Source organism: Psychrobacter sp. NC44, from assembly GCF_904846655.1.
Classification (GTDB): Bacteria; Pseudomonadota; Gammaproteobacteria; order Pseudomonadales; family Moraxellaceae; genus Psychrobacter.
In genome coordinates this window covers 69,389-86,542 of sequence record NZ_CAJHBN010000003.1, presented here as the reverse complement: position 1 = coordinate 86,542, position 17,154 = coordinate 69,389, and the positions used below count along the sequence as shown (strand labels likewise).

The following is a 17,154-nucleotide window of genomic DNA, read 5'->3' as shown; positions in this document are numbered from 1 at the left end:
AAGAGAACAAGTCATCTGCATAGATTGATGTAAAAGTAATGAATAAGGGTGTTGAAAATGGCAAAAAGCGCGGCAGATGATGTCAATGTGGCAGTGACCTCTCACTCTGATAATGCACTGCTTTTGCCATCATCCCCATACCAATTGCCACAGCACTTGGCGGTCATTGGTAAGGGTATGCGTCAAAACAATTTACTTTTGTCTCAGGTATTACAAGCAGATATTCAGCGCTGGTATCCGTGGTCAGGTCTACCGCAACGTATCAATGTAGGTAAAACGCTTTTACTGTCTGCATTGCCATTACCTAAGGTTGTAAAAAATCAGATAACTCATTTGTCCAATTCCTCTCTCTCTTTTCAGCAACCCGATGCCTTTATCGGTTGGGGTCGTAAAAAAAGCTATCAACGAGCTAATAACGTGGCTAAGCGGCAAAAGCTTGAGATATTAAGTGTCGAAGATGGCTTTTTGCGCTCATTAGATTCTGGTATTAGTAGCCGTCATGGCCTGAGTGTCGTCGTTGATGACCTTGGTATTTATTTTGATACGACGCATGACTCACGCCTTGAGCGGCTGATTATTGAGCGTACTAAAAATGCTACTACGCCCAATAATTATGAAATAGATGACGCGCGCGCGCGGCACTTGATGGCACGTATTTGTAATGAGCAGCTCAGTAAATATAACGCAGTGATCGATTGTCCGTCATTGGATAAATTGATAAGTGAAGACGGTGTTAATACAACAGCAGATCCCTTGAAATCGCATGTTTTATTGATTGACCAAGTGGTTGGTGATGCTTCTATCACCGGTGCGGGCGCGGATAAACGTCAGTTTAAGAAGATGTTAAAATCTGCGTGTCATAATCATCCTCATGCCCATATTTGGATAAAGGCACATCCTGCGTCAAAATCAGGATACCTGACCCGTTTAAAACTACCTAAGCAGGTTCGGTTATTAACTCAAGCACTCAATCCTATCCAGCTATTAGAGCAAGTTGACCATGTTTATACGGTCAGCTCCCATATGGGCTTTGAAGGGTTGATTTTAGGTAAAGTAGTACATTGCTTCGGAGTCAATTGGTATAGTGGCTGGGGTCTAACTGATGACAGCGGCGCACCCAAAAAGCTGCTTAAAGCGGTCGAGAAACGTCGTCAAAAACTTGTCAGCAAACAGCTAGAGTCTAGGGGACATTCAAATCCTGCGTTGTTTCCTATATCATTTGCTAAAAAAACATCTGCGACGTTAGAAACGTTATTTTATAGCGCTTATATAGATTATAGTCGTTATGTAGATCCGGCCACCAAGCAAGCCTGTGATATTGATACAGCGATAGAATGGTTAGTGACTAATCGATATTGGCAAGCGCGCCTTGAAGGGGATCTCACGATATATGAATTTAGTCGCTGGAAATTACCCTTTGTAAAAGCTTTTACGAATCTACCGCGTACGACATTATTTATCAAACCCAAGCCACGTCTAAAGAATTTACTGCATCCTGATCATTTTCGTGTTGATTATCAGCAGCCTCTATTAGTGTGGGGTTTGGCCAAACGCCAGCAAGTACAAAATAAATTACAGCGTAAGCTTGAGAAACAGCCACATTTATCCATACCGTCTATATACTGTATGGAAGATGGGTTTATCCGCTCAAATGGTTTGGGCGCGACGTTGTTAGCACCGTTGTCGGTCGTCATAGATAAAAAAGGTATTTATTATGATGCGACCCAGCCCTCAGATTTAGAGACGTTGCTACGCCATTGTCAAGCACTGAACCCACAGCAAAGTGTCCGTGTACAACAGCTGCAAGATAAATTGCTGAATCAGCGGGTGAGTAAATACAATGTTGGAGCTGATGTCGCCAGTGCCAATAACCAGCATACTTCTTGGATGTATGAGGCTAGAGTATCTGGCAAGCGCCGTCTGCTTATCATCGGTCAAGTCGAAGATGATTTATCGGTGCAGTATTGCGGTTCAACCATCAAAACCAACAGCGGCTTGATTGAGCGTGTATGCCAAGACAACCCTGAGGCTTATCTTATTTATAAGCCGCATCCTGACGTTGAAGCAGGACTAAGGGCTGGTAAGGTTAGCGCAGATTTTTTACAACAGGTCAGTGCCGTCGCCTATGATACCGCGATGCCTGATTGCTTAGAGTGTGTTGATGAAGTACATACGATTAGCTCATTGACTGGCTTTGAGGCGTTGCTGCGCGGTTTAGACGTTACTTGCTACGGCTTACCGTTTTATGCTGGTTGGGGGTTAACGGCAGATATTGATGCCCAGTTTTCACCGAAAGCTGACTATTTAGAGAGACGAAAACGCGACACTGCATTAACGTTAGAGCAATTGTTATATTGTGCGCTTATTCGCTATCCCTTATATCGTTTACCTAATGGCTACGGGCTTGCACAAGTAGAGCAAGTGATTGACTATTTATACCCTCCTAAAAGCGCTCCTTTGCTTAAAGATATTCATAATACAGAATCTCAAGCGCAAATATCTAGCCCTATAAATAGCTCGGTTAGCCATGCGACTTCAATTTTATCAGCACTACCTGCAAAGCTTAAACGCCAAGCGACGACTCGTTTTATGCAGCAGCGTCATCAATGGCAGCAGCGCCTGCGTCAACTATCTCGTTAGATTGCTCTAAAATTGTGCCGTAAATCCACTGCGACAAGTATGGCGTTTTTGGGTATAATCAGTGATGATTAACGTGTATTCACACAGCTTAATATTCATGTTGTTTAATAAATACTCACGCTTTTATCCTTCATCTTCTCATTAATGGTAATTCAATACTATGGCAGCTTCGATGTCTCACTTGCTTACTCATCGACACGTCTTGCTGTTACAAGGAAAGATGGGCGGATTCTTCAACCGTTTTTCGACATTTTTGCAAACTCAAAATATTAAAGTTAGTAAGATTAACTTTAATGCAGGTGATGCATTCTTCTATCATCATGATAATACGTATGAGTACACCGATACGTTAGCGCAATTCTCTTCTTGGTTACAGCTGTTTGTTCAAGAAAATGATATTGATGCGATCGTCTGCTTTGGGGATTGTCGTCCGCATCATGCCCAAGCTGCATGTGTCAGTGAGCAGTTGGGCACCTCTTTTTTCGTATTTGAAGAAGGCTACTTGCGTCCAGATTATATTACATTGCAAGAATATGGCATCAATGGCTATTCGCGCTTAAATACGGCGGATATCAAGGCGCTCAAAAAAGCCAATGATAAACCACTGTATACCCACAATCGTTTTTATCGTTTGAGTATCGCTGCTATTGTCTATTATATTATCGCTTGGATTTACAAAAGTCGCTATCCGCACTATTCGCATTATCGTGGTATGACAGCATGGCAAGAAGCGATAGCTTGGCTCAAAGCACCATGGCGTAAACTGCGTGGATATTTACCTGACAAGCGATTGCAAAATAAACTGACAAAACAACAAAGTAATAATTATTTTTTAATTAGTTTACAAGTGCATAATGACTCGCAGATTACGCATCATAGTGACTATCGCGATGTGGTGCAGTTTATTGATGAGTCTATTGCAAGCTTTGCAGAGTACGCTGATAAGAAGCAATTACTAGTCTTTAAGCATCATCCGCTAGATCGTGGTCATCGAGATTATCGCGAGCTGGTATCTAGCTTGGCTAGACGCTATCAAGTGGCTGATCGTGTGTTTTATGGTTGTGATATGCACCTGCCAACCTTGATGAAATATAGCATTGGGATGGTAACTATCAATAGTACGACAGGTTTGCAATCGGTCTATCATAAAAAACCTACTAAGATCATGGGCCGCGCGATTTATAATACGCCTAAGCTGATAGATCAAAAACCATTGAATGAGTTTTGGCAACAACCTAACCGCCCAGACAATGAGTTTTATCTTAGATTTCGTGAATACTTGATAGAGCAAACTCAGTTAAATGGCGCTTTTTATGGTAAGTCGCCATGGATATATAAATATCTGCATCAAGCAGGACGTGAGGCCATAGAAAACGATCTATCCAAAACCAATACTCCTCAGTAGATTATTAAATTTTAACAGTAAGTTAGGGCATGTCCTCAATTCAATCAATGAACATTTAAATGGTCTAGAAATGGCTGTATTTTTTAGACATCGTTAAATAGCCGAGTGATATCCCGATATTAACGGCACTATTGCCCTTGTTTAACGGCAATTTATCTTATTTCTACCTCCATTTCTAAAATGAAAACATGCTTTAGCATGTGTCCTAACGAAGTTAATAAAGGGCTAATAAGTGGCTTGCTTTCTATCTGTACAGTTATCCGCTCGTAAATTCATTTGTAAATCATCCTTCTGCTAATAAAATCGCCTTACTTTATAGTAGAAAACTGCTAGAATACTCTTTGATGCCTGCGCGTAATAGCTAGCGTCCTGAGCGGTTGATTGGAGATGAGAGTATTGGCGAATAAGCTGATTCTAATTGTTTTCTCTTGTTATTGCTCCCTTAATGATGGACAGCTATTTTAGCGGTTGTGCCTGACAGCATTCATTTCTTAATTTTATTATTCTATCACCCTTAATTTAGTAGGCGCTTTGTGACTGCATTAGCAAATATTCGTAACTTTTCAATCATTGCCCACATTGATCATGGCAAGTCGACGCTTGCTGATCGTTTTATTCAAATGTGCGGTGCCTTGCAAGATCGCGAGATGCAGGCGCAAGTACTTGACTCTATGGATATTGAGCGTGAGCGCGGTATTACCATTAAAGCGCAGTCGGTAACTTTATTCTACGATCATCCTAATGGTGAGCGTTATCAGCTCAACTTTATTGATACTCCAGGACACGTCGATTTCTCTTATGAAGTATCGCGTTCACTAGCGGCTTGTGAAGGCGCGCTTTTGGTCGTTGATGCGGCGCAAGGGGTTGAAGCTCAGTCCGTCGCTAACTGTTATACGGCCGTTGATCAAGGCTTAGAAGTCATGGCAGTACTCAATAAAATTGATTTGCCACAAGTTGAACCTGAACGCGTTATTCAAGAGATTGAAGACATTATCGGGATCGATGCTGTTGATGCGCCACGAGTCTCTGCTAAGTCGGGTTTAGGCGTCGATAAACTACTTGAGGCATTGGTTGAGTTCATCCCTGCACCGACTGGTGATCGTGATGCACCCCTACAAGCATTGATTATTGACTCTTGGTTTGATAATTATCTAGGCGTTGTGTCATTGGTTCGGGTACGTGAAGGTACTATCCGAAAAGGTGATAAACTTTATATCAAATCAACCAAAGAATCGCATTTAGTTGGTTCAATTGGTGTCTTTACGCCTAAGCCTGTAGATACGGGTATCTTGGAAGCAGGTGAAGTCGGTTTTGTTATTGCTGGCATCAAAGATATCGCTGGCGCGCCAGTGGGTGATACGATTACTCATGCTAAAACGCCCGATGTTGAACGTATTCCTGGGTTTAAACAGATTACGCCGCAAGTTTATGCGGGTATGTTCCCTGTTGATTCTACAGATTTTGAAAAATTCCGTGAAGCGCTACAAAAGCTGCAAATTAACGATGCTTCGTTGTTTTTTGAGCCAGATACTTCTGATGCGTTGGGCTTTGGTTTTCGCTGTGGCTTCCTCGGTATGCTGCACATGGAGATTATCCAAGAGCGTTTAGAGCGCGAATATGACTTGGATTTGATTACTACTGCGCCGTCAGTTATCTATGAGATTGTAAAAAAAGATGGCAGCATCATTTATGTTGATAATCCATCAAGACTGCCTGAACCTAATAATATCGAAGAATTTCGTGAGCCAATTGCCCGTTGTCAGATTTTAGTACCGCAAGATTATCTTGGTAATGTGATGACGCTTTGTATTGAGCGCCGCGGTGTACAAGTTGATATGCGCTTTATGGGTCGTCAAGTACAGCTGATATTTGATATTCCAATGGGAGAGGTGGTCATGGATTTCTTTGACCGTCTAAAATCTGTCTCTCGTGGATTTGCCTCACTTGACTATAATTTTGAGCGTTATCAAGTCGATAAATTGGTTAAAGTAGATGTATTAATCAATGGCGAAAAAGTCGATGCGCTGGCCATGATTGTTCATGAAACCCAATCACGCTATCGTGGAAATGCGTTGGTGACTAAGATGAAAGAGTTGATTCCGCGTCAGATGTTTGATGTGGCAATTCAGGCGGCGATTGGTAGCCAAATTATTGGGCGTAGTACAGTGAAAGCCATGCGTAAAGACGTCCTAGCTAAGTGTTATGGCGGTGATGTGTCGCGTAAGAAAAAGCTATTGTCTAAGCAAAAAGCGGGTAAGAAACGTATGAAGCAAGTCGGTAATGTGGAGATTCCACAAGAAGCCTTCTTAGCGGTATTGCAGGTTGAGTAAGTCATTACTAATTGACTGGTCAACGATAGTTTTGTTGGTGTAATTAGTGGCGCAGTTGATAGTATAGATAGCCAGATAAGTCGCTCGTTAATAGGCAATTGAGTATGGATTTTGATTTTAATTTAATTTTAGTACCGTTAACCATTGGTTTGGGTATTATTTGGCTATTAGATAAGCTGACCCTGAAACAGCGTAAAACTCGCGGGCGTGGTCAAGAAAGTCTCTTGGTACGCTGGGCTTATGATTTTTTCCCCGTATTGGCAGTGGTGTTAATAGTACGCTCGTTTTTGATTGAGCCTTTTAATATTCCCTCATCTTCTATGGTGCCGACATTATATACGGGCGATTTTATTGCGGTTAATAAGTATGCCTACGGGGTGCGCCTACCGCTGACGTATAACAAAGTTCTGGATACTGGCGCGCCTGAGCATGGTGATGTGGCGGTATTCCGCTATCCTGAAAACCCAAGTATTTATTATATCAAGCGTGTCATTGGTTTGCCTGGTGATACTGTTAGTTATGATCAAGGGACACTTTCTATCAATGATGTCCCAGTTGACACTAAGCCTGTCGATTTTGCGGCGAACCCTGAGTTGACCTCACAGCTTTATTTACCAGGACAAATTGGTCCAGGGCAAGTACTGACCGAAGACAGTGCGGCAGCGATGGGTGAGCAAGAAGAGGGTGAGGCGCAATACTTTCAGGAAACACAAGGCGAAAACAAGCATCTTGTTCGTTACTTGAATGGTATGAATAGTTCCCAATATGCACCATTTTTACAGCAGCAATCGCCAGAGGTGGTTAGCTCAGCAGGCACCAAATGGCGTATTAGCGTTCCAGAAGGTCAGTATTTTGTGATGGGCGATAACCGCGATCGTAGTGCTGATGGTCGGTTTTGGGGATTTGTTCCTGATGAGAATTTAGCGGGTAAAGCGGTTTATATCTGGATGCATAAGCCACCAGGACTTAATTTACCAACCTTTGAACGCAATGGTACTATTGATTAAGATTATGTCATTAAGATTATGAGACGCTCTATTGGTTGATTTATCGATAATAGTTTTATGCTAATATTGTTGCTATCTAATAAATGGCTACCTAGTATTTCGGTAGCTCCTAAAAATAGTTGTTTACCAGTAGAGGGATATCATAGTGCAGCAATTATCTGGAATCGCCACACAGCGTGGTGCTAGCGTAACGAGTATCGTTTTAATTATTCTTGTGTTAGGAGTTGCTGCCAAATTGATGGTTGCTATCATACCTGCTCAGATCGGTGATTATCAATTGACCAAGACCTTAAGCGCACAGCTTAAGGAAGCAAATAATAATAATGAGACGGCCAAGCAGTTTGTCGAGCGTGTTAATAGACAGCTATCTATTAATGCTGATTATGATACTCAGGCGGAAGATGTATTTACTTTTATTGATAAAAAGACGGGACAATTGGCTATTCGTAAAGAATATGCAGTCACCAAAAATTTCTTTGGTAATGTTGATATCGTCAATCGCTTCGAAGGTGATATCGATATGACAACAGCAGAGTAACTAAAAAGAGTGTTAGATCACTCTTAAACTTTTTAATATCTGAATGTCTTTATAATATTCATTAATCCATACTATTACTAACCAAATCAGTAAAACAGAAGGGATAACCACAAGCCACGCATGAAACCAACTTTGCAGCATTCCCAAGCGATTCCTACTCCTCAACAAAATAGCACGTCTGTCGACACGCTGATTGTTAGCTCAGAATTTATTCAGCAATTAGCCGTATTAACACGCAAGTTAGGCTATGTGTTTAAGGACTTGAGTCTCCCCAAACTTGCGTTGACACACCGCTCATTTGATAGCAAAAAAAATTATGAGCGTTTAGAGTTTTTAGGAGACGCTCTGTTAGGAATGATTGTGGGTGAGGCTTTATATCATCGCTATCCTAGCCAAAATGAGGGTCGCTTGACTCGTATGCGTGCCACCTTGGTACGTCAAGAATCATTGGTCATTATTGCGCAAAACTTAGAGCTCTCTAATCATCTGATATTAGGGATAGGTGAGCGTAAAGGTGGTGGGCGCAATCGCGCTTCTATATTGGCTGATGCCGTGGAGTCGTTGATTGGTGCTATTTATTTAGACAGCCAAGATTTGGATATTACTCGCGATTGTGTTCTCTCATGGTATGGTGATTTGATTGACAACGTTAATGACCAAAAAGCGTTAAAAGATGCCAAGAGTCGATTGCAAGAGTGGCTACAATCTAAGCAATTTGATCTGCCACATTATGAGCTAATGGAAACACGTGGTAACGCGCCGCATCAAATTTTTGTTGTACGTTGCCATGTTAATATCAATAACTGTGTTGATATTACTGAATCTGGTGAGAGCCGCCGTATCGCTGAACAAAAAGCAGCAGAATTAATGATTAACCAATTGCATAAACTGCCGAGCCCAGCTAAAAAGCGATCCTAACTAGGATTAACCTATGAATCGCACATACCACTTTTTTTGACAGTATATGTTAAATGACGTTTCAAAAATCGTTTATTTGAATTAGCGTAAACGTCACACATTTCAAAACCTTAAATATTTCCCAGCCGATGATAGTTTTGCTTTTTTAGTGCTGATACAGCCAATACATCATTAAGCACCATTTGACTGGGTATAAATTCTATAGGATTAACCTATGAGCAATCGTACTGACTTGCCATCCAATGATGAAGATAATGCCAAAAATATGACCGAAAACACAGAATTGAATCAAAACCAAGATAATATCGATACTACTAACGATGGCATCAATCAAGCAGAAGATACTACTGTAGACAACGATATGGCAATTGAAGAATTCTTTGCCCCTAGTAGTCATGCAGGTATTGCTGATGATTTTAAAGCGGGTTATGTCGCGATCGTTGGACGTCCAAACGTTGGTAAATCGACTTTGATGAATCACTTATTGGGTCAAAAGCTGTCTATTACATCACGTAAGCCGCAAACGACTCGTCACCGTATCCACGGTATTTTGTCAAATCATGAGATGCAGGCAGTATTTGTTGACACGCCGGGTATTCATCGCAATGAAGTACGTGCTATTAATGAGCGTATGAATAAAGCTGCAGTATCTGCATTAGTAGATGTTGATTTGGTGTTATTCGTTGTTGATTCAGATCAATGGCGTGATGATGATTTGTTGGTTTTACAAAAGCTTGGCGACACCAATTTAAATGTGGTATTGGTTATTAATAAATCTGATACCTTAAAAGATAAAGGCAGCGTGTTGCCACTGATTGAAACGTTTAATGACAGTTTTGATTTTGCCGATATCGTACCAGTATCTGCCTTAAAAAACCAAAACCTAGATCGTCTACAAGAAGTGATTGCTTCGCATCTTCCTATTGCTGCTCCTATCTATGATACCGAGCAAATTACTGACCGCTCAGAACGATTTTTGGCCAGTGAAATTATCCGCGAAAAAATTATGCGTAGCGCTGGTGACGAAGTGCCATATGACTTAACTGTACAGATTGATGGGTTCAAAGATGAGCCTGCGCACACTGATCCAAAGACAGGGCGTCCACGTAAGGCTTGTACTTTCATCGATGCAACTATTTATGTTGAACGTAGTGGTCAAAAAGCCATTGTGATTGGTGATAAAGGTCAGCGTATTAAGCAAGTTGGTATGGATGCTCGTAAAGATATGGAGCAGTTGTTTGATAAAAAAATCATGCTGACACTGTGGGTGAAAGTGAAACGTGGCTGGTCTGATGACGAACGTGCATTGACTAGCTTAGGATATTGATTGAAGAATAGCGCTTTAATCACTTTTCTATATGCTCGATGCTGAGGTAATAAGAAATGCGCAATGAAGCGTTAGTCGGTTACTTATTGCATCAGCGTCCTTATCAAGAAAAGCGCGCCTTATATTATCTGTTTTCTCAGCAACATGGCGTGATCCATGGTATTGGGAAAAAAGGCGCGCCATTGTTCATGCCATTGCAGCTCTTTTCCACTGGTAAACGAGATTTAAAAACGTTTAGTCAGATCAATATTGCATCGCAACACACAACTCAAACAGGCATAGCAAAAGATGATGGCATTGCCACTGTTCTAGAAGCACTGCCCTACGAAAATATTACAGGTCAACATCAATATGCGGCGTTGTATTTAAACGAAATACTATGGCGGTTGTTGTCGACTGAAGATCCAATGCCAGTATTATGGCTACATTATCAGGACAGTCTGTCTCAGCTTAGGCGACCTTTGAGCGCCAACGAATTACGGTTGTGCTTGCGCCAATTTGAGCAGCATTTATTCAATGAGTTGGGTTTTAGCTTAATGTTGACTCACGATAGTGTTGAAAACATCATTCAGCCTGACGATTCTTATCGTTTTTTACCTGATGTTGGTTTAGTGCCTGTCTTGCAGAATGATATACAGACTGAGCATTTAGATAATACTATGGGGCAAATTTTTTTCAAAGGTACTGATATCATTGCGATGACGCAGTTAGGTATTACTGACAAAACCTTAAATAATTGGTCAAAAATGCATCGACAGCTTATTGACCATTTACTGGATTATCAACCATTGCAAAGCCGCTTACTGTGGCAGCAGCAACAGCGTTACCAATAAATAATAGTACCATCCTCAAAGTGCTATAACCAATCTGATTGGTGCTGAGACTGTCTAAAGTTTCATATTCTTGTACCGTTGATCAGTCAATTGGGTTTCGTTATCAAAAAAATCTCTTATGACCACTGCTTCATTACCTTCATCTAACAACCCTTTGCAAAAACCTTTATTAGGTGTAAACATTGATCACTTAGCAAATCTGCGTTAAGCGCGTGGGGTTAGTTATCCAAGCCCTTTAGCCGCCGCTCTTTGATGCGAGAAGGCGGCGCTGATGCTATTGAGTTACATACAGGCGCTTATGCTGAGGCAAGCTTGGTAGCCGATATGGACATGCAAAAGGCTGAGCTGAAACGAATTAAGCAAGCTCTTGCTATTGCTTAACGCAGTGATAATAAGCTCTTAATTAACGCAGGTCATGATCTAACACGTGATAATGTGAGTGCTATCGCACAAATTGAGGGTATTTATAAGTTGAATATCAACCATGCATTCATTGCAGGCGCTGTACTTGTAGGACTCGAGCAGGCAGTTATTATGATGAAAGAAGCAATGTATATAGATCTATAGAGCTATCAAAAAATGCCAGTGGTAACTTATGTCATTGGTAGTTTTTTATTCGTCACATTCAGTGGGATGATCTTCATTAAGTTTTTGTTTAACAATACCTCCTTGGTTAAATGATATTAGATACATTGCTTCATTATAAGCAACGATGGGACAGTATTTTATATGGCCAAAATGTCCTCGTGGTTTGCCACTATCACCCCAAAATTTGGTGTAGTGGCGTCGACTTCCAACTCGTAAACTTAGCTTACTGTATTTAGGATTTAAAGACTGCTGAATAACTAATGAATCTACCTGAGCATCAAAGTGATTATTGTCATTTTTATCTATGAATAACAAAAGTGTCTTATCGCTGTCTCTATGGCAGCGCCCTCCAGTATCAGACAAGCAAACAATGACATTCTGTCTTCTGATGTAACTCTCAGCCTTGGCTAAGGCAAGAGAATTCTCTAACTGACTTTGAATCCGTTTGGCTTCCATACGTGCTAATTGCGTTCGTATGACTGGGGCTGCGATCGTCACTATAATTGCTAATACACATACAGTGACGATAAGTTCAACCAGCGTAAAACCCTTGTTATGTCTATTAACAGTGCTTGGGTCTGTTCTGGTAGTTGTATCGGCTGCTCTTTTATAGATATATACTATATATCTATGATAAACATAAAGAATCAATCGGCTTTGAGCTAGCCTGTGCTTATTTGAAGTAAAAACCCATAACATAAATGCTGAGAGCTTTTTATAACTTGATAATGTTTTATGCAGCAATGCCATGAGGCTTGTTACCTATAATAAGTAGTTTAGTTCAATAAAACAGTCTCGCTTCTTTAAATGTTATTCAATCCAATCATTGCGTAAAATCGAGCCAATATGCTCGTGAAATTTTAGAGTAATGATCAAATTTATGATGTATGAAATAATGTTGAGTGATATAATATAAACAGAATATATGTCTACTGTCAAAAAATGTTTCAATTAGTGAATGACTGGTTTTAATAATAGAGAAAAAATACTAACTGTACTAAAATACGCCCAGACAATAGATACTGTTAGGTTTACTATCTATTGTGAACTGACATACAAAAGATAAAAAGCGTAAGGTGTGTTAGTTCTAGGTAACTTAAGCTGGTTATTGTGTTTTAGTTACGACATTATCGTGTAATAATGTGTAGCTCGTTAACGAAAAAAGTTGTAAACTGAATTGATAATCGCTAAGCTACTCCTTAATTGGTTTTGCTTTGTCACTTAAAATTCGTAAAAGATGTCTATTTTAGAGCATCTTGAGAAGCGGTTTTGCTTAATGCATCACTCAAATTATCCTTTGGAGGAAGTCCATGAAATTGAATAAAATTGCTCTAGCTCTGGTTGCTGTAGCAGCTGCACCTTTAGCAGCTAATGCTGGCGTAACTATTAGCCCATTGTTACTAGGTTATCATTACACTGGCGAAGCTCATGACGAGCAACGCGAAATCCTTACAACTGGTAAAAACTTGTACGTAAATGCTGATGGTAATAACATCGACGACGGTACTCCTTTTACTGGCGCTAATGGTCATCCTAATAATGGCGGCGTAGCTAAAGAAAGTAGCTTATACACTGGTGCTGCACTAGGTATTGAACTAACTCCTTCTACTCAGTTCCAAGTAGAGTACGGCGTGTCAAGTGCAAACGGCGAAGCTTCTGAAGATTCTGCTGATGCTGGTGTTAACCGTTTTGACGTAGAACAAACCATGCTTTCTGGTAACTTCTTAATCGGTACTGAAGAATTTACTGGTTATACTGATAGCGCATTCAAGCCATATGTATTGGTTGGTGCTGGTCAATCTAAGATCAAAGTAGAAAACCAAGAAACTTATACAGCTGCTGAAGGTTCTTCTGTAGGTACAGTTAATGCTGGTACTGAAGTTGCAGAGTCTAAAGATACTATTGGTAACCTAGGTCTAGGTGCTATGTATCGTATCAACGACGCTTTAAGCCTACGTGGTGAAGCTCGTGCGATTCATAACTTTGATAACAACTGGTGGGAAGGCATGGCTTTGGCCGGTCTAGAAGTTGTACTTGGTGGCCATTTAGCACCTACAGTAGCAGTACCACCAATGCAAGAGCCAGTTATCGATACTACTCCAGTAGTCGTAGTTGAATCTGATCTTGATTCTGATGGGGATGGCGTACCTGATAGCATCGATGCATGCCCAGGCACTCCTATGAATGTCGTAGTAGATGAGCGCGGTTGCCCAGTACCAGTAGATATTACTGATGAGCTGAAAATGGAACTACGTGTATTCTTTGATAACGATAAATCAACTATCAAATCTCAGTATCAACCTGAAATCGCTAAAGTAGCAGAGAAGATGCGCGAGTATCCTAACTCTACAGCACGTATCGAAGGTCATGCTTCTAAAACTGGTCCTTCAGCACGTTATAACCAACGTTTATCTGAAGCCCGTGCCGTTGCTGTTAAATCTATGTTGACTAACGAATTCGGTATCGCTCCAAACCGTATATCAACAGTTGGCTATGGTTATGACCAACCAATCGCTCCAAACGACACTGAAGAAGGTCGTGCTATGAACCGTCGTGTTTATGCCATCATCACTGGTGACAAAACAATGACTGTTGAACAAACTAAAGATATGGTTGTTCAGTAAATAGTATTGGATCAATTGTTTTACTAAATATATAGTTACAAAAAAAGTCACCTAATGGGTGGCTTTTTTTTATTTATGGATTGAGAAAAGCAAGTTATTACATAAATTTGTGAAGCAATAATGTTATACTAGCTGCCCAAACATTCTGTAAATTGACAGAATGTACATTAGCATAGCTATCTGTATGATGAATTTATCAGTGTAGATACTTGATTATATTGAAATTATTTGATTAACCGCATCTATTGTGCAGTCTTCTAAAAGTAAGTACTCAATATCTATCTGGTTGATGATAAAAGTTTATCCAGCGGCGCTTATTGCTACTGCATTTTTTTAAGACGAAACGAGCATTTTATATGGCGAACGATATCAAACACCTGCGTAACATTGCAATTATTGCCCACGTTGACCACGGTAAAACAACTTTGGTTGATAAGTTATTACATCAGTCTGGTACTTTTGGCGACCGTGCAAACATTGCTGAACGTGCAATGGATTCAGGCGATATTGAGCAAGAACGTGGTATTACCATTTTGGCTAAAAATACAGCCATCCGCTGGACAGATAAGACTGATGATACTGAATATCGTATCAACATTGTTGACACCCCAGGTCACGCCGACTTTGGTGGTGAAGTTGAGCGTGTAATGTCTATGGTTGACTGCGTGCTTCTAGTCGTTGATGCGGTTGATGGCCCAATGCCACAGACCCGTTTTGTGACGCAAAAAGCGTTCGAGCAAGGTCTAAAACCTATCGTTGTCATCAATAAAATTGACCGTCCTGGCTCACGCCCTGACTGGGTAATGGATCAAATCTTTGATCTTTTTGATAACTTGGGTGCAACTGATGAACAGCTTGATTTCCCAGTTGTTTATGCCTCAGCATTGAATGGTATTGCAGGTTTGGAAGCTGACAATTTGGCTGATGACATGACACCGCTTTTCAAAACAATTGTTGATGTGGTTCAGCCTCCTCAAGTTGATGCTGATGCACCGTTCCGTATGCAAATCTCAAGCCTTGATTACAACAGTTTTGTTGGCGTTATCGGCATTGGTCGTATTCAACGTGGTAAAGTTAAAACCAATACTCAAGTGACTGTAATCGACAAAAATGGCAATACCCGTAATGGCCGTATTTTGAAAATTATGGGTTATCATGGTCTTGATCGTATTGATGTTGAAGATGCACAAGCTGGTGACATCGTTTGTATTACTGGTATTGATTCGCTTAATATCTCAGATACGATTTGTGATCCTAGTGCTGTCGAAGCATTACCAGCATTAACGGTTGATGAACCTACCGTTTCAATGAACTTCCAAGTAAATAATTCACCTTTTGCTGGTCGTGATGGCAAGTTTGTGACCTCGCGTAATATCCGTGAGCGTCTTGAGCGTGAATTGATTCATAACGTAGCATTACGTGTAGAAGATACAGAATCTCCTGATAAATTCAAAGTATCAGGTCGCGGTGAACTTCATTTATCTGTATTGATCGAAAACATGCGCCGTGAAGGTTTTGAGATGGGTGTTTCAGGCCCAGAAGTTATCGTTAAAGAAGTTGATGGTAAATTACAAGAGCCGTATGAAAACGTTGTTTTTGATATTGAAGATGAGCATCAAGGTTCTATCATGGAGCAGGTTGGCTTGCGTAAAGGCGAGATGACCAATATGGAGCTTGATGGTAAAGGTCGTATGCGTATCGAAGCGACGATGCCTGCCCGTGGTTTGATCGGTTTCCGTTCTGAGTTCTTAACGTTGACCTCAGGAACTGGTATCATGACGTCAAGCTTCTCACATTACGGTCCACAAAAGATCGGTGATGTTGGTGGTCGCTCGAATGGTGTCTTGGTTTCTATGGCAAAAGGTGTTTGCTTAGGTTTCGCGCTATTTAACCTGCAAAAACGTGGTAAATTGTTTGCTGAGCCACAGCTTGAAGTTTACGAAGGTATGATCGTTGGTCTTAACTCACGTAACGATGATATGGCTGTTAACCCAACGACTGCTAAGCAGTTAACCAACGTTCGTGCGAGTGGTACTGATGAAGCATTGACGTTGACTCCAGCAGTCAAGTTCACACTTGAGCAAGCGCTTGAATTCATTCAAGATGATGAATTGGTTGAAGTAACACCTAAGGCGATTCGTCTGCGTAAGCGTTATTTGACTGAAAGTGAGCGTAAGCGTCACGGCCGTGGTAAAAAAGGTGCTTAATATTGAGCCATGAATTACTGAGTAATTTATTGGATTGATGTTTTATAGAAGCATTTGATGCTGTTGTTATTTAATAATGGGCATCAAGATAACTAAAAAATTAGCAGTATAGAGTGAACTGAATATGGTTCATTTTATGCTGCTTTTTTTTGTTGTAATTTCCATAGAATATAGACAGAATAACTGACAGTAGTAGTGTTTCTTACTATTACTCTTAAGGCTCAAGATTGGGTCGACTGTTGAGATACTTATTCGATTATAGATTGGTATTTTGAGGAGAAAATAATGAGTATGGTTTCTGAGTTTAAAGAATTCGCTTTGAAAGGTAATGTGATGGACTTAGCGGTTGGTGTCATTATCGGTGGGGCATTTGCTACTATCACAACGTCCTTAGTTGAAGACATTATTATGCCGATAGTGGCCTTCATAGCAGGTGGCGAAATCAATTTCAAAAACATGTTCTTAGTGTTGGGTGATGCGCCTGAAGGTGTTGCCATGACCTATGATGCCCTCAAAGCGGCTGGCGTTCCTGTATTAGCCTACGGCAGTTTCATTACCGTACTGATTAATTTCTTAATTTTAGCATTTATTATTTTTATGATGGTTAGAATGGTTAACAAAATGCGTCGTAAAGAAGAAGTACAAGAATTGGTAAAACAACCTTCAGAAGAGGTGCAATTGCTTCGTGAAATTAGTGCTAAATTAGGTAATACCGCTGTTTCAAAATAAAATATGAT

14 protein-coding genes are annotated in these 17,154 nt (G+C 40.6%); 13 read left to right on the top strand and 1 reads right to left on the bottom strand.

From position 1 onward, the window contains the following. Positions 1–57: 57 nt before the first annotated feature. From JMX95_RS03005 to JMX95_RS13815, 10 genes are all read left to right on the top strand, one after another. Positions 58–2,640, top strand: coding sequence for a capsular polysaccharide biosynthesis protein (locus JMX95_RS03005; RefSeq protein ID WP_201552837.1), 2,583 nt, complete (start codon positions 58–60; stop codon positions 2,638–2,640). 160 nt (positions 2,641–2,800) lie between these two features. Further along, positions 2,801–4,045, top strand: coding sequence for a capsule biosynthesis protein (locus JMX95_RS03000; protein WP_201552839.1), 1,245 nt, complete (start codon positions 2,801–2,803; stop codon positions 4,043–4,045). Between the two features lie 533 nt (positions 4,046–4,578). Then, a complete protein-coding gene (gene lepA, locus JMX95_RS02995; RefSeq protein ID WP_201552841.1) occupies positions 4,579–6,375 on the top strand; it encodes a translation elongation factor 4 in 1,797 nt (598 codons plus the stop codon). Between the two features lie 104 nt (positions 6,376–6,479). Continuing rightward, the gene (gene lepB / locus JMX95_RS02990) at positions 6,480–7,382 is read left to right on the top strand and encodes a signal peptidase I (RefSeq protein ID WP_201552843.1); all 903 of its coding nucleotides are present in this window, start codon (positions 6,480–6,482) and stop codon (positions 7,380–7,382) included. A gap of 145 nt (positions 7,383–7,527) precedes the next feature. Then, positions 7,528–7,920 (top strand): DUF4845 domain-containing protein, encoded by a 393-nt coding sequence (locus JMX95_RS02985; protein ID WP_227675945.1) that lies wholly within the window; start codon positions 7,528–7,530, stop codon positions 7,918–7,920. A gap of 120 nt (positions 7,921–8,040) precedes the next feature. After that, positions 8,041–8,838 carry a ribonuclease III gene (rnc, locus tag JMX95_RS02980; protein ID WP_201552845.1) on the top strand — a complete coding sequence of 266 codons (798 nt, stop codon included), beginning with the start codon at positions 8,041–8,043 and terminating at the stop codon, positions 8,836–8,838. 361 nt (positions 8,839–9,199) lie between these two features. Then, positions 9,200–10,165 carry a GTPase Era gene (gene era, locus JMX95_RS02975; protein WP_045443844.1) on the top strand — a complete coding sequence of 322 codons (966 nt, stop codon included), beginning with the start codon at positions 9,200–9,202 and terminating at the stop codon, positions 10,163–10,165. A gap of 56 nt (positions 10,166–10,221) precedes the next feature. Next, entirely contained in the window at positions 10,222–10,998 is a 777-nt protein-coding gene (gene recO / locus JMX95_RS02970; protein WP_201552855.1) for a DNA repair protein RecO, read from the top strand. A 249-nt stretch (positions 10,999–11,247) separates the two neighbouring features. Next, the gene (locus tag JMX95_RS13820; protein ID WP_406947484.1) at positions 11,248–11,379 is read left to right on the top strand and encodes a pyridoxine 5'-phosphate synthase; all 132 of its coding nucleotides are present in this window, start codon (positions 11,248–11,250) and stop codon (positions 11,377–11,379) included. A gap of 21 nt (positions 11,380–11,400) precedes the next feature. Continuing rightward, positions 11,401–11,565, top strand: coding sequence for a pyridoxine 5'-phosphate synthase (locus JMX95_RS13815; RefSeq protein ID WP_406947498.1), 165 nt, complete (start codon positions 11,401–11,403; stop codon positions 11,563–11,565). Positions 11,566–11,610: 45 nt separating this feature from the next. On the opposite strand, the gene JMX95_RS02960 is transcribed toward JMX95_RS13815, so the two are convergent. Continuing rightward, entirely contained in the window at positions 11,611–12,336 is a 726-nt protein-coding gene (locus JMX95_RS02960; RefSeq protein WP_227675944.1) for a Tfp pilus assembly protein FimT/FimU, read from the bottom strand. Between the two features lie 560 nt (positions 12,337–12,896). On the opposite strand from JMX95_RS02960, the gene JMX95_RS02955 reads away from it, so the two are divergent. From JMX95_RS02955 to mscL, 3 genes are all read left to right on the top strand, one after another. Continuing rightward, positions 12,897–14,210, top strand: a complete 1,314-nt coding sequence (locus tag JMX95_RS02955; RefSeq protein ID WP_201552857.1) for an OmpA family protein — start codon at positions 12,897–12,899, stop codon at positions 14,208–14,210. 356 nt (positions 14,211–14,566) lie between these two features. Further along, positions 14,567–16,417, top strand: coding sequence for a translational GTPase TypA (gene typA, locus JMX95_RS02950; protein WP_201552865.1), 1,851 nt, complete (start codon positions 14,567–14,569; stop codon positions 16,415–16,417). A gap of 285 nt (positions 16,418–16,702) precedes the next feature. Further along, the gene (gene mscL / locus JMX95_RS02945) at positions 16,703–17,146 is read left to right on the top strand and encodes a large conductance mechanosensitive channel protein MscL (RefSeq protein ID WP_060490427.1); all 444 of its coding nucleotides are present in this window, start codon (positions 16,703–16,705) and stop codon (positions 17,144–17,146) included. Positions 17,147–17,154 lie beyond the last annotated feature (8 nt).

Excerpts from the sequence above, each read along its gene's own strand:
- JMX95_RS03005 (WP_201552837.1), top strand. The coding sequence starts at position 58 with ATGGCAAAAAGCGCGGCAGATGATGTCAATGTGGCAGTGACCTCTCAC.
- era (WP_045443844.1), top strand. The coding sequence starts at position 9,200 with ATGGCAATTGAAGAATTCTTTGCCCCTAGTAGTCATGCAGGTATTGCT.
- lepB (WP_201552843.1), top strand. The coding sequence starts at position 6,480 with ATGGATTTTGATTTTAATTTAATTTTAGTACCGTTAACCATTGGTTTG.
- JMX95_RS03000 (WP_201552839.1), top strand. The coding sequence starts at position 2,801 with ATGGCAGCTTCGATGTCTCACTTGCTTACTCATCGACACGTCTTGCTG.
- recO (WP_201552855.1), top strand. The coding sequence starts at position 10,222 with ATGCGCAATGAAGCGTTAGTCGGTTACTTATTGCATCAGCGTCCTTAT.
- JMX95_RS02955 (WP_201552857.1), top strand. The coding sequence starts at position 12,897 with ATGAAATTGAATAAAATTGCTCTAGCTCTGGTTGCTGTAGCAGCTGCA.
- mscL (WP_060490427.1), top strand. The coding sequence starts at position 16,703 with ATGAGTATGGTTTCTGAGTTTAAAGAATTCGCTTTGAAAGGTAATGTG.
- typA (WP_201552865.1), top strand. The coding sequence starts at position 14,567 with ATGGCGAACGATATCAAACACCTGCGTAACATTGCAATTATTGCCCAC.
- JMX95_RS02960 (WP_227675944.1), bottom strand. The coding sequence starts at position 12,336 with ATGGCATTGCTGCATAAAACATTATCAAGTTATAAAAAGCTCTCAGCA.
- rnc (WP_201552845.1), top strand. The coding sequence starts at position 8,041 with ATGAAACCAACTTTGCAGCATTCCCAAGCGATTCCTACTCCTCAACAA.